Source organism: Pseudokordiimonas caeni (genome assembly GCF_026719705.1).
Taxonomy (GTDB): domain Bacteria; phylum Pseudomonadota; class Alphaproteobacteria; order Sphingomonadales; family Kordiimonadaceae; genus Gimibacter; species Gimibacter caeni.
In genome coordinates this window covers 906,863-920,182 of record NZ_JAPPRR010000001.1, presented here as the reverse complement: position 1 = coordinate 920,182, position 13,320 = coordinate 906,863, and the positions used below count along the sequence as shown (strand labels likewise).

Here is a 13,320-nt window from a genome sequence, read left to right as displayed (position 1 = left end):
AATTAGATAAACTATCGAATGATCCGCCAGATATGAAGCTCGACAAGATTGATTATGCGGTACTCGCCGCCCTGCAGGAAAATGGCCGGCTGTCCAATGTGGAACTGGCTGCGCGCGTCGGCCTTTCTGAATCCGCCTGCCTGCGCCGCGTGAAGGCGATGGAGGAAGCGGGCGTCATCCAGTCCTATTCGGCCGTGGTGAACGGCGCCAATGTCGGCCTGCCGGGCTCGGTGTTCGTGCGGGTCAGCCTCGACCGCCAGCAGGAAGACCAGCTTGACCAGTTCGAGCTCGCGGTCAAAGGCGTGCCCGAAGTGATGGAATGCTATCTGATGAGCGGGGACGTGGACTATCTGATGCGCGTCGTGGTGAAGGACGCACCGGATTACGAGCGCGTCCACCACACCCTCACCCGCCTGCCCGGCGTGGCGCGGGTGCATTCAAGCTTTGCGCTCCGTACCGTGCTCAAACGCGCCAGGCTGCCGCTTGAGGCACAGGCACCGAAGACCCGGCGAAAGGCCTGATTCTGTTGGCCATTCCGGCTCGTTTCTGTATCTTTCATGGCGAAACAGACAGGAGACCGGATACCGATGCCTGCACGACGCCTTCTGACCGCCTTTATCTTCATGGCTCTGGCACCAGCGGCCACGGCGGATATCCTGCCGAAGCATCTGGCCGAAGCCCGCAGTGAATGGAACAAGGTCGGTGACCGGGCCGCCGCGGGCGACAAGCAGGCGCTCAGGCAGCTTGAAGAGGTATCGGCACGTTGCACACAGGACCCGGCCTGCAAGGGACCGCTCGCCAACCCTTACAGCGCCACGCAACAGCAGATCGATGCCGGATTTGCAGCCACCAATCTTGCCTGGCTTTACCTGCACGGGAAATCCGTGAAGAAAAACGAGGCCTATGCCTATATCCTGTACCGGGCTGCCGCCGACCGCGGCAATCCTGTCGGACACCATAACCTCGCCGTTGCCTACAATATCGGCAAAGGAGCGATCACCAAAAACAGGGAGCTTGCGATCAAGCATTTCAAGGCCGCAGAAATCCTGGGTATGGACGACGCGGCCTTTGAACTGGGTGAAATCTACCGAAGCTCAGGCAAAACACTTGAAGCCAATTATTTCTACAAGCGTGCCCTGAAGCTGAACCCCGGAAAGGACATCGCCGAGAAAGCGACGCAAGTGCTGGCGACACTACCTGCCCCAAAAATCGGCATGACAGCCGCAAGCAATAAGCCCGCCCCGGCGGCACCTGTCGCCTCGGCACAGCCGAAGCAGCCGGATCCGGCGATCATGACAAAAGGGCGCACCTGTATCGCGATGGGCAAGGAAGCCGACGAAGGCAAAAAGGAACTCAGAAAATACAAGCGCGATCTCGATAAATGGCGCAAGGCGCTGAAAACCGAGACCAACAATCTGGCCTTCTTGCGAGACCATGCTGTCACCCCGGAAAAGTGGCGCGATTTTCAGGCCTATGAGGCAGAGGTGAATGCCGACGGCGCGGCCTTCAACGACGAACAGCGCAATTATAACCGGGAAGTCGACCGCTATACCGCGTTCCTTGCCGACTATAAGAACAGCTGTATGTTCAGCGTCAACCGGCTGGAGCTGGAAGCCCTGTGCAGCGGCGCCGACGCCGGCAGCCGCTGGTGCAAGGCTTACAAAAAGAGCTAAGACTTCAAAGCCAGTCAGGAACCGGCAGGTCCTTTGATTTCAGAAACTCGGGATTGAAGAGCTTCGATTGGTAGCGCAGGCCGCTATCGCACAGGAGCGTGACGATCGTGTGGCCCGGTCCCATCTGTTTGGCCAACCGGATGGCGCCCGCCACGTTCACACCGGTGGAGGCTCCCACACACAAGCCTTCTTTCCGCAAGAGGTCGTAAACAACCGGCAGGGCTTCCGTGTCCGGAATCTGGAAGGCTTCGTCGATGGGCGCATCCTTGAGGTTCGCGGTGATGCGCCCCTGCCCGATCCCTTCGGTGATCGAGCTGCCTTCGGATTTCAGCTCACCCGTCTTCACATACGAATAGATGGCAGCACCCATCGGGTCCGCAAGGCCGATGACGATATCCTTGTTGAATTCCTTGAGCCCGATGCCGGTGCCGGCAAGCGACCCGCCAGAACCGACGGCGGTGATGAAGGCATCCACCTTGCCGTCTGTCTGTGCCCAGATTTCGCGCGCCGTCGTCTTGATATGCGCTTCCCGGTTTGCGGTGTTGTCAAACTGGTTGGCCCAGATGACGCCATGCTTTTCGGTCGCCGCCAGTTCTTCCGCCAGTCGCTTGGCGACATGGTTGAAGTTACCTGGGTTCGAGTATGGAGCCGCCGGCACCAGCTTCAGCTCGGCACCAAGGATACGCAGCGTATCCTTCTTTTCCTGGCTCTGGGTTTCCGGCATCACGATGAGCGTGCGATAGCCCTTGGCATTCGCCACCACCGCAAGGCCGATACCGGTGTTGCCGGCCGTGCCTTCAACGATCAGGCCGCCGGGCTGCAGGAGGCCGCGCTTTTCAGCATCCTCAATGATATTCAGTGCCGGGCGGTCCTTCAGCGACCCGCCCGGGTTCATGAACTCGGCTTTGCCAAGGATCGTGCAACCGGTCAACTCGGACGCATGTTCGAGCTTGATCAGCGGCGTGTTGCCGATGGCAGCGATGGCACCGCCTTTGCGATTATGGTGCGACATGGGTTCCTCGCGTCATTCTATTGTCGCAAGCGCTACACCGACATGATTAGAATTTCAATCCCACATTTTCGTTATATGGGAACAATTTTCTAATTAATCGCCTTTTGCGCCTTGATCCAGCTGTCAATTCTGTCGTCCAGAATGGTCAGCGGAACGCCACCTGCTGATAGTACACGGTCATGGAAGGCGCGGATATCGAACTTGGCACCCAGTTCCTTCTCGGCGCGGGCCCGCAGCTCCAGGATCTTCAGCTCGCCCATCTTGTAGGCCAGCGCCTGCCCCGGCCAAGCGATATAGCGGTCGATCTCGGCGCTGATGTTAAGCGGGCTGAGGGCGGTGTTTTCGGTCATGAACTGGATGGCCTGTTCACGGCTCCAGCCTTTTGAATGGATGCCGGTATCAATGACCAACCGACAGGCGCGCCACATTTCATAGGACAAGCGCCCCATCTGTTCGTATGGCGTGGTGTAGAGGCCGATTTCGAGCCCGAGCTTTTCGCTATAAAGCCCCCAGCCCTCGCCGAAGGCATGCGGGTAAAGTTCCAGTCGGAATTCGGGCACATTCTCCAGCTCCAGCCCCAGCGCATTCTGCAGATGGTGGCCGGGCACCGCTTCATGCAGTGTCAACGACGGCAGCTCGTAAAGAGGCCGCTGGTCGAGCGCATAGGTATTCACCCAATATTCGCCGCCCGTGGGGCTATCGAGGGTCGCACCGGAATAGCGGCCGGTCGTGTAGTTTTTGGCAATCGCATCGGGCACCGGCACCACGCCATAAGGCTGGCGCGGCAGCTTGCCGAAAAGCGACGGCAGCTTGTGGTCGATCCGCTTGGCAAGCCATGAGGCATACATCAAGAGTTCCTGCGGTGTCTTGGCATAGAACTGCGGATCAGTGCGCAGGAAATTCTGGAATTCCTTGAAGGTGCCGTCGAACTTGGCATCTTTCATCACCGCGTCCATTTCGGCGCGGATGCGGGCCACTTCCTTGAGGCCCAGCGCATGCACATCGTCCGCCGTGATATCGAGCGTGGTATAATAGCGCACCATCGCATCATAGAATTCCTTGCCGTCCGGCAGGTTCACGGCTGCGAGGTCTTCCCGTGCGGCAGGAAGATATTCATTGTGCATGAAATCGGCAAGCGCCTTGTAGGCCGGCAGCACCTTGCCTTCGAGCACCTTTTTTGCCTTGGCACGCAGGGCCGCCTGGTCGGCTTCGCCCACATCCCCGTTCATCTCGCGGAAGGGGGCGTAAAGCGTGCTTTCCTCGGCGGTGGCGACGACCGCCGCATCAAAGCTCGGCATCACGCCCTTGATGACAATGGCCGGGACCACGAAGCCTTCCTTGATGCCGATACGGGCGGCAGCGATATTTTCCTCCAGCCAGCGGGGGATATCCTGCATGCGGCGGATATAGGTTTCATAGTCGTCAGCATTTTTGAAGCGCAAGCGATTGCCCATGCCGAGCGAGTAGGCGTGAAAGGCGGTATCGCCCGAAAGCGGGATACGCCATGTCCGGTATTTCGCGAACAGGAGCCGCGTTTCGATCATGTAGGCGAACATGTCGTAATTGAGCTGGTCTTCTTCCGTCAGCTTCGTGCGGTCAATCTTGCGGAGGGCATCGAGGAAAGCCTGGTCCTGAACTTCGCGGCGGGCAAAATCGGCAAGGCTCTCGTGCGGCATCTCGTCCGCCATCGGCTGCGGCTGGTCCATCGGGCCTGAACCCGGGTTTTCAGCATAGTAAACCTGCCGCTCCTCAGCAAAGAGGCGCGACAGCGCGTCATGGCCCTTGTCCGCCGCCTGAACGGCCGTTGCGGAAAGGCCAACAGCCAGTGCAAGAAGAAGCTTCATCCGATTTCCCCCATTGAATCTTGTATGCCTGCCATCAATGCCTAGAATGGCGCCAAAGTCAAAGGGAGGGACACTAAACCATGGTTCTAAAACACTTGATTGGCGCAGCATTTCTGATGGCAGGAACGGCAATGGCAGCAAAAGCAGACGATGCAATGCAGGATTATGCGCTGGTGATCCACGGCGGTGCCGGCACCATCACGCCCGACAAGCTGACGCCTGAACTGGAGGCCTCAATCCGGGCGGACCTGACAAAGGCGCTGGAAGCCGGCGAAGCGGTTCTCAAAGCCGGAGGCAAGGCGCTTGATGCTGTCACCGCCGCCATTCAGGTGCTCGAGGACAGCCCCAATTTCAACGCCGGCAAAGGCGCCGTCTTCACCCATGAGGGCAAGAACGAGATGGATGCCGCCATCATGAATGGCCAAACGCTTGAAGCTGGTGCCGTGGCGGGCGTTACCAACATTCGCAATCCCATCACCCTCGCCCGCGCCGTGATGGAGAAAAGCCCGCATGTGATGCTGTCGGGCAAGGGGGCCGAAACTTTCGGTGCCGAAAACGGCGTCACGATTGTTGACCCCGCCTATTTCCACACCGACTTCCGCTGGCAGCAGCTGCAAAAGGCCTTGGCCGAGGGCAAGACGGCGCTTGACCATGACATCGAATACAAGTTTGGCACGGTGGGCGCCGTGGCACGCGATAAATCCGGCCATATCGCTGCCGGCACCTCAACAGGCGGCATGACAAACAAGCTGTGGGGCCGCATTGGCGACAGCCCGGTAATTGGTGCAGGCACCTATGCCGACGACAGGTCCTGTGCGGTTTCCGCGACCGGCCATGGCGAATATTTCATCCGCAAGACGGTGGCCCGCTCGATCTGCGCGCTGATGGAATATGGCGGGATGAGCCTCAAGGCCGCTGCCGACAAGGTGGTGATGGATGAACTGAAGCCGATGGGCGGCGACGGCGGCATCATCGCCGTGGACGCCAAGGGCAACATGGCGCAGGTCTTCAATACCCCCGGCATGTACCGCGGCAAGGTGGGTGCGAAAACACCGCTGAACGTCGCCATTTACGGCGACGACCAGTAAGCCTAGCGGATCGTTTGCGCCACCAGCTTGCCGATTTCGACGTGGGCAGCGTTAAGATCGCCGTAAGACGCGTCTGAATCGCTCAGATATGACGCCACAAACACCGGGCCACGGCCCGGTGGCCACGCAACGGCCACATCATTCACCGCCCCGCGCGAGCCGCAGGTCCCGGTCTTGTCGCCGGCCCGCCAGTCGCCGGGGAAGCCACCCCGCAAGCGGTTGTTGCCGGTCGAGGTTTCCTCAAGCCACTGGATCAAGAGATCGCGCGACTGCGGCGACAGGGTATCGCCTGTCAGCAGCTTCTGCAGCGTGTTTGCCATCGCATCCGGCGTGGTCGTATCGCGCTGGTCGCCTTCGCGGTTCTCGTTGAGGCTCGGTTCCGTGCGGTCAAGCCGGGTCACAGCGTCACCCGTATTCCAAAGGAAAGCCGTCAGCCCCTCCGGGCCGCCGATTTTGGCAAGCAGCAGATTGGCCGCCGTATTATCGCTGACGGATACGGCAGCAGACGCCAGATCGCGCACACTCATCGCACCCTCCCCGACCCGCGCCGTGGTGACAGGCGCATAGGAAAGCAGATCGCGGTCGCCGTACTGGATGCGTTCGTCAAGCGTCAGTCGGCCTTCGTCCACTTCTTTCAGGATGGCTGCTGCCAGCGCCCATTTGAAGGTGGAGCACATGGCAAACCGTTCGTTGCCGCGATGGGAAAGACGCTGGCCGGTTTCCGGGTCAATGACCGTCACACCAACACGCCCGCCAATCTTCGCTTCAATCGCCTTGATGCCGGCCTCGAAGGTTGGATGCGCGGCGACGCCGCCCGACAGTATTCCCATCAGCGCGAAACAGAGCCCGGCGGGCAACAAGGATTTAAGCATGATCAACCTCCCGAATGCGATGGCCGCATTCAGGGGGATCAGGATGGCAGGATTAAGGCGATATTCCGGTCAGAACTGGAAACGACGGGTCGCGCCGCCATCAACCACCAGATTGGCCCGTGTGATCCAGCTCGCGGCCGGACTCGCCAGAAAGACGACCGCACGGGCAACCTCTTCCGGCGTACCAAGGCGGGCGCCGAGCGGATGGCGGCTTGCCACCATATTATAAACATCAGGCTGGTTGCGCTGGATTTCACCCCAGAAACCATCTTCCACATGGATGGCACCGGGCGAGACCACATTCACGCGCACACCCTGCCGCCCGGCACTGTCGCCAAGGCCGCTCGCATAAGTCGTCAATGCCGCCTTGAAGGTGGCATAGGGGCCGATATCGCCAAAGGGCTCGATCCCCGAAATGGACGAGATGACAACGATGCTGCCGCCACCTGGCATGTGGGTCATGGCGCGCTCGGCGCCCCGTACGGTCCCCATCAGGTCGACCTCGAACTGCCGGCGCCAGGCCTCCTCGCCGAGGCCAAGCCCCATGCCGCTGACGTTTGGCACGAAAACATCAATGCCGCCAAAGGCGGCCGACGCTTCGTCGATCCAGGAAAGATAGGCGCGGGCGTCCGATACATCGCAGGCGCGGCCATCCACCCGGTGCCCTTGAGCCTCAAGGGCTGCAACCCGCTCGGCAACTGCCTTTGCGTTGCGGGCACAGAAGGCGACGTCTGCACCTTCCGCGAGGAAAGTGTCCACAATCGCAGCCCCGATCCCCCGGGTGCCGCCGCTGACGAGAACGCGTTTGCCTTTGAGCCCCAGATCCATCGTTCAGGCCACCGATGCAAATTCGACGCGGGCACGGTCCCTGAGTTCACGGCGCAGCACCTTACCCACTGGCGATTTCGGCAGTTCGTCGATCAGCACCACCGATTTCGGCACCTTGTAGCCGGTCAGGTGCTCGCGGCAATAATCGCGGATTTCCTCCGGCGTCAATTCATTGTCGCCTGGCACCACATAGGCCACCACACGCTCGCCCGTTTCATGGTCCGGCACACCAACGACCGCAGCATCATTGATGCGCGAATGACGGGTCAGTACGGATTCGATGTCCGTCGGGAACACGTTGAAGCCCGAGACAATCACCATGTCTTTCAGCCGGTCCACGATATAAAGGTAGCCTTCGTCATCCACCTTGGCGATATCGCCGGTGCGCAGCCAGCCATCGGCGAGGATCGCAGCCGTGGCCTCCGGCGCATTCAGGTAGCCCAGCATCACTTGCGGCCCCTTGATCCACAGCTCACCCGGCTCGCCCGGCGGCAGGTCCCGCCCGTCTTCGCCAACGATCCTGAGGATGGTGCCGGGCATCGGCTTGCCGCAGCTGCCGGTACGCGGCTGTTCGGTAAAGGGGGTGGAGGTGACGATACAGGTCCCTTCGGTGAGGCCATAGCCTTCATAGATCGGGGCACCAGTGAGGTCCGTCCAGGCTTGCGCGGTGGCCGGCTGCAGGGGTGCAGCGCCAGCGAAGCACATGCGCAGTGTTTTCGGCGGGTTTTCGCGGAACCAGCTTTCCTGCATGAGGCCGAGGAACAGCGTGTTCACCCCCGGCATCACCGTGATATCGAACTTCTCGAAGGCATGCTTCAGGTTGACGATAGGCCGCGGCACCGGCACCAGAACCACATGCACACCGTTATGCATACTCGCCATCGCGCCAACCGCCAGCGCGTAAACGTGATACAGCGGCAGCACCAGAAGCATGCTGTCATTCTCGGCGATCAGGCCAGCGCTGCGCTTCGAGCTTTGCGACATGTTGGCGATCACGTTGCGGTGCGTCAGCGCCGCCCCTTTCGAACGGCCCGTGGTGCCACCCGTATATTGATAAAAGGCGATATCGTTAAGTCCGCGCCCTTCGCGGTAAAATTTCGGCTGCGCCCCTGCATCCAGAAGCCGCTGGCCTTCCTTCACCACATCGAGAAGCGTGCCTTCCGACTTCACGCTGAAGGGCGGGATCAGCTTCTTGATATGTTTCATGGCAAAGCCAAGGATGGCACGGGTCGGCTGCGGGAAGAAATCAAGGAGCGACAGTTTGTAAACGTGCCGCACTTCCGTGCCGTCGATGGAGCCTTTCACACGGTCGCCGAAGAGGTCGATCACGAACAGGACCTTGGCGTGGCTATCCTTCAGCTGGTGCTGGGCTTCCTCGACCGTGTATAGCGGGTTGACGTTGGTGACGGTAAGCCCAGCCTTCATGATGCCGAAGGCAAGGACCGGATAGCCAAGCACGTTCGGCGCCTGGATCGCCACCACGTCACCCTGATTGAGCCCGAGCCCGTCGCGCAGGAAGGCAGCAACCGCATCCGAATATTTGCCGATCTGGCGGTGCGTCAGCGTGGCATGGTGGCCCGTCGGCAGCACGCAAGTGAAGGCGTCGCTGTCGCCGTGCATATCCACGCACAGGTCGATGAAGTCGCCAAGATGCCCGGCCAGCAGGTCCGCTTCCCCGAATACAGTTCCATCAGTGTACAATTGGCTACTCCCCGTTCCCATTCGATCATTTGGCCATCATTGCGGCGCCATTTCAAGCCGCTCCATCAGCTTGCCCGGCGAGGCCGAAAGCATTGCAAACTCTTCCCCCAATCGGCCGCTCTCGGCCACCACCTTGCGCCAGTCCTTCAGGCGATCGGCGTCCGGGCGTGCGCCGAAGTCCTTGCGCTCCGGGATACGACCGTGCGGCAAGCTGGCGACGAACTCGTCGCTTGGCGCCAGGATCAGCAAATTATCAAGCGCCTCGCCGCGCACACGGCGGCCTTTCAGCTTCTTGTCGAACCAGCCGGGCACCAGATAGGGGTAGAAATGCGGGTAAAGGACGATCCCGTCGCCCGCGTCCCACATCACATCGAAATGATAGTCGGTGACGCCCCCGTCGCGGTAATTGCCGCGCGGCGCACCGGCGATTTCAGTGATCGGGTCGATCACATAGGGGATCGATCCCGATGCCATGATGGCATCAACAAGTGCCTCGGGCCTCAGCGGGATATCGATCCGCCCGAAGCCCTGCCAGCGGTGCGACGACGGGACGGCATGTCCCGTGTGAAAGACCACCCGTTCGTAAAACAGCCCCAGTGCCTTGCGGCTCATCAGGTTGGCGCCGGCAGCAAGGAGCACGCCAAGCCCTTCGATGAGCGCATGATGGCTGGCAGCCGGCCCCTTGCCCCGCACTGCCACAATATTGAGCGGCCGGCGGTCGGCATTTGCCACTACCCTGACAGCATCTTCAGGCGGGAACAGCGCATTGACGATATCGTAGGACTGTTTCGTCACTGCCTCTGCCGTCAGCCCCTTGTCGGCACGGTAGGAAAGATAGGTGTCCTCCAGTCGCTGGACCATTTTGGCAGGCTCCGGATGCGCCGCGACCGACATGCGGAAGGCACCGATGGACGAACCGATCAGGTCAATCGGCTGCGCCGCCTTCGGCAGCCACTCGCCCAGCACATACTGATCAAGCCCCTTGAGAACCAGCCATTTCGGCCCGCCGGATGCCCCGAGCACAAGACGGACAAGATCGGGCGTCAGACCGTTTTCCTCGATCCGGCGCCGCGCCGTCTTGCCTGCTATGAGCCGAAGGGCATGGCCGCTCATGGCACAAGGACGACCTTGCCCGTCGCCCGACGCGCCGAAAGGGCTTCAAAAGCCGACGTGAAGTCGGCAAGCGGGTAAATCTCGGTCACTTTCGGATCAAGTCGCCCTTCCGCGATCATCGCGAACATTTCCTTCATATTGGCAACCTGCCCCTTGGGGTTGGCACCAGCCCATGCGCCCCAGAACACACCCACAAGCGCGGATTGCTTCAGAAGCAGCAGATTGAGCGGGATTTTCGGGATATCGCCAGCCGCGAAGCCGATGACCAGCAGACGGCCATTGGGCGCCAGAGCGCGCACGGCAACCTCAGTATAGTCACCGCCAACCGGATCATAAACCACATCAACACCCCTGCCCCCGGTCAGTTCCTTGAGGCGGGTTTTCATGTCTTCGGTCGCGTAATTCAGTACTTCATCGGCGCCTGCCGCACGGCAGACCTCGAGCTTGGCGTCGGACGAAGCCGCCGCGATCACCTTGGCGCCCATGGCTTTGGCAAGCTGCACGGTCGCGAGGCCAACGCCGCCTGCGGCACCAAGCACCAGCACGGTCTCGCCTGCCTTCAGGTCTGCACGGTCCTTCAGCGCGTGATAGCTCGTGGCATAGGTGATGGTGAAACCGGCACCGACTTCGAAGCTCATGGCATCGGGCATCGGCATCAGCATGGCGGCGGGTGCCACCACCTTTTCAGCAAAGGCCCCGGTCATGGTGGTGACAATCACCCGGTCGCCCGGCTTCACATTTGTCACACCATCGCCCACGCTTTCAACGATCCCGGCGGCTTCACCGCCGGGAACGAAGGGCAGTTCGGGCTTGAACTGATATTTGCCCTGAATGATCAGGAGATCGGGGAAATTGATCCCGGCGGCTTTCACCGCCACAACAGCCTGGCCCGGGCCGGCAACCGGATCGTCGATATCGGCGAGTTCAAGTTTATCGGCGGGCCCAAGCTCGCGGCACAGAACAGCTTTCATCGGATTTCCCCTCCCCTTCGATCACAGGACTTCAAAGAGGCCGGCAGCCCCCATGCCGCCGCCCACACACATGGTGCAGACAACGTATTTGGCACCACGGCGCTTGCCTTCGATGAGCGCATGGCCAACCATCCGCGCGCCCGACATGCCATAGGGGTGGCCGATCGAGATGGCCCCACCATTGACGTTCAGGAGCTCGTCCGGGATACCGAGCTTGTCGCGGCAGTAAAGGACCTGCACGGCGAAAGCCTCGTTGAGTTCCCAGAGGCCGATGTCATCCATCTTCAGGCCATTGGCTTTCAGAAGCTTCGGCACGGCGAACACGGGGCCGATGCCCATCTCGTCGGGCTCACAACCTGCAACAGCGATACCAACATAGCGGCCAAGGGGCGCGAGGCCGCGCTTTTCGGCCAGTTTGGCTTCCATCAGCACGCTCGCCGATGCGCCGTCCGAAAGCTGGCTTGCGTTACCTGCCGTGATGGTGCCGCCTTCGATCACGGTCTTCAGGCCGGAGAGGCCTTCAAGCGTGGTTTCCGGGCGGTTGCCCTCGTCTTTCGCGAGCGTCACATCCTTGAACTCGACGGCGCCGGTTTCCTTGTTCATCACGCCCATTTTCGTAGGCAACGGCACGATCTCGTCATCAAACTTGCCAGCAGCCTGCGCGGCCGCCGTGCGCATCTGCGACTGGTAGCCATATTCGTCCATGGCTTCGCGGCTGATGCCGTAACGCTTGGCGACAACCTCGGCCGTCTGCAGCATGGGCATGTAGATGTCCTTGTGCATGGCGACGAGGCTTTTATCGATCAGTTCGTAGCGGTTCATCTTGTCGTTCTGGACAAGCGAGATCTGCTCGAGGCCTGCGCCCACGGTGACATCCATGCCGTCATGGATGATCTGCTTGGCGGCGGTGGCGATGGCCATCATGCCGGACGAGCACTGACGGTCCATCGTCATGCCCGAAACGGTGACCGGCAGGCCGGCGCGGAGTGCGGCGTTGCGGCCGACATTGACGCCCGAGGTGCCTTGCGGCAGGGCGCAGCCCATGATCACGTCTTCAACTTCGGCGCCATCGATACCGGCACGCTTGACAGCATGTTCGATGGCATGGCCGCCCATGGTGGGCGAATGGGTGGCATTGAAAGCGCCTTTGTAGGCGCGGCCGATGGGCGTACGAGCGGTGGATACGATGACTGCGTCACGCATGGATTTAACTCCCCTGAATTCGGTTGAACGCGCGCGGCCTCAGCCGCGCTCTTTCACAATAGCTTCGAAGACAGGCGGCCTCAGCCGCGCACCTTCTGGGCGTTGGTCAGGAACTTGATGGTCTGTTCATTGCCACCCTTGTATTCCTTGCCCGTCGCGGCATCTGCAATTGTCCCCCAATTGGCCGCGATATTCTCCGGTGTAGCATCCTCTTCGCGGAATGCCATCCCTTCTGTTTCCAACACCACGGCGCGGGCAAAGCCGCCCGCACCTGCTGCGATCACTGCGCGGTTCGGGCCTTCCTTGGAGGCCATGAACAGCACCGCCGGCGTGACAAGCTCGGGCTTCAGAGCCGCGAGCATCTCTTCCGGCATCAGGTTTTCGGTCATCCGTGTGGCCGCCACCGGCGACAGGCAGTTGACGTTGATATTATACTTCGCACCCTCAAGGCACAGCGTGTTCATGAAACCTACAAGAGCCATCTTGGCGGCGCCATAGTTGGACTGGCCAAAGTTGCCATAAAGCCCCGACGACGAGGTCGTCATGATGATGCGTCCGTAATTCTGCTCGCGCATGATTTCCCACACCGCCTTGGTGCAGACTTCCGAGCCCTTCAGGTGCACGGCGATCACAGCGTCCCAATCGCTCTCTTCCATCTTGGCGAAGCTTTTGTCACGCAGGATACCGGCGTTATTGACCAGAATGTCGATGCGGCCCCACTTCGCCATGGTCGCCTTGACCATGTCGGCGACTTCATCGGCCTTGCAGACGTTGGCACCGTGCGCCATCGCCTCGCCGCCCGCCGCGACGATCTCGTCCACCACGGCCTGGGCTGCCGAAACCGAGCCGCCCTCGCCGTGCACGCTGCCGCCGAGGTCATTGACCACCACCTTGGCGCCGCGCGCGGCCAGTTGCAGGGCGTGGCTGCGGCCAAGACCGTTGCCGGCGCCCGTCACGATGGCCACCTGGCCGTCAAACCTGATCGTCATTTCTGGAAGCTCCTTGAAGTCTTATT

12 protein-coding genes are annotated in these 13,320 nt (G+C 60.8%); 3 read left to right on the top strand and 9 right to left on the bottom strand.

Annotated features, from left to right (window positions below; all coding sequences use genetic code 11):
• Positions 1-32: 32 nt before the first annotated feature.
• Together OU694_RS04160 and OU694_RS04155 are read left to right on the top strand one after the other, a co-directional pair.
• Positions 33-521, top strand: a complete 489-nt coding sequence (locus tag OU694_RS04160) for an Lrp/AsnC family transcriptional regulator (RefSeq protein ID WP_289501985.1) — start codon at positions 33-35, stop codon at positions 519-521.
• Between the two features lie 66 nt (positions 522-587).
• Positions 588-1,673 (top strand): tetratricopeptide repeat protein, encoded by a 1,086-nt coding sequence (locus OU694_RS04155; RefSeq protein ID WP_308909711.1) that lies wholly within the window; start codon positions 588-590, stop codon positions 1,671-1,673.
• Between the two features lie 4 nt (positions 1,674-1,677).
• On the opposite strand, the gene OU694_RS04150 is transcribed toward OU694_RS04155, so the two are convergent.
• Together OU694_RS04150 and OU694_RS04145 are read right to left on the bottom strand one after the other, a co-directional pair.
• Positions 1,678-2,685, bottom strand: a complete 1,008-nt coding sequence (locus OU694_RS04150) for a cysteine synthase A (protein ID WP_308909710.1) — start codon at positions 2,683-2,685, stop codon at positions 1,678-1,680.
• A gap of 89 nt (positions 2,686-2,774) precedes the next feature.
• Positions 2,775-4,529 (bottom strand): DUF885 domain-containing protein, encoded by a 1,755-nt coding sequence (locus tag OU694_RS04145; protein WP_308909709.1) that lies wholly within the window; start codon positions 4,527-4,529, stop codon positions 2,775-2,777.
• A gap of 131 nt (positions 4,530-4,660) precedes the next feature.
• Here OU694_RS04145 and OU694_RS04140 point away from each other — a divergent pair, with 131 nt between their 5' ends.
• Positions 4,661-5,617 (top strand): isoaspartyl peptidase/L-asparaginase family protein, encoded by a 957-nt coding sequence (locus OU694_RS04140; protein WP_308909708.1) that lies wholly within the window; start codon positions 4,661-4,663, stop codon positions 5,615-5,617.
• A gap of 2 nt (positions 5,618-5,619) precedes the next feature.
• Here the strand turns inward: OU694_RS04140 and bla are convergent, their stop codons facing one another.
• From bla to OU694_RS04105, 7 genes are all read right to left on the bottom strand, one after another.
• Positions 5,620-6,489, bottom strand: coding sequence for a class A beta-lactamase (gene bla / locus OU694_RS04135; protein WP_308909707.1), 870 nt, complete (start codon positions 6,487-6,489; stop codon positions 5,620-5,622).
• A gap of 69 nt (positions 6,490-6,558) precedes the next feature.
• Positions 6,559-7,317: an SDR family NAD(P)-dependent oxidoreductase gene (locus tag OU694_RS04130; protein ID WP_308909706.1), complete on the bottom strand. Its 759-nt coding sequence runs from the start codon at positions 7,315-7,317 to the stop codon at positions 6,559-6,561.
• A 3-nt stretch (positions 7,318-7,320) separates the two neighbouring features.
• Positions 7,321-9,018 carry an AMP-binding protein gene (locus OU694_RS04125; RefSeq protein WP_308909705.1) on the bottom strand — a complete coding sequence of 566 codons (1,698 nt, stop codon included), beginning with the start codon at positions 9,016-9,018 and terminating at the stop codon, positions 7,321-7,323.
• A 36-nt stretch (positions 9,019-9,054) separates the two neighbouring features.
• On the bottom strand, positions 9,055-10,131 hold the full coding sequence (locus OU694_RS04120) for a patatin-like phospholipase domain-containing protein (RefSeq protein WP_308909704.1): 1,077 nt from the start codon (positions 10,129-10,131) through the stop codon (positions 9,055-9,057).
• Positions 10,128-11,102 carry an NADPH:quinone oxidoreductase family protein gene (locus OU694_RS04115; protein ID WP_308909703.1) on the bottom strand — a complete coding sequence of 325 codons (975 nt, stop codon included), beginning with the start codon at positions 11,100-11,102 and terminating at the stop codon, positions 10,128-10,130. Before OU694_RS04115 ends, OU694_RS04120 begins: the two co-directional genes overlap by 4 nt.
• 21 nt (positions 11,103-11,123) lie before the next feature.
• Positions 11,124-12,305, bottom strand: a complete 1,182-nt coding sequence (locus tag OU694_RS04110; protein WP_308909702.1) for an acetyl-CoA C-acyltransferase — start codon at positions 12,303-12,305, stop codon at positions 11,124-11,126.
• A gap of 80 nt (positions 12,306-12,385) precedes the next feature.
• On the bottom strand, positions 12,386-13,294 hold the full coding sequence (locus OU694_RS04105; protein WP_308909701.1) for an SDR family oxidoreductase: 909 nt from the start codon (positions 13,292-13,294) through the stop codon (positions 12,386-12,388).
• Between the last annotated feature and the right edge of the window lie 26 nt (positions 13,295-13,320).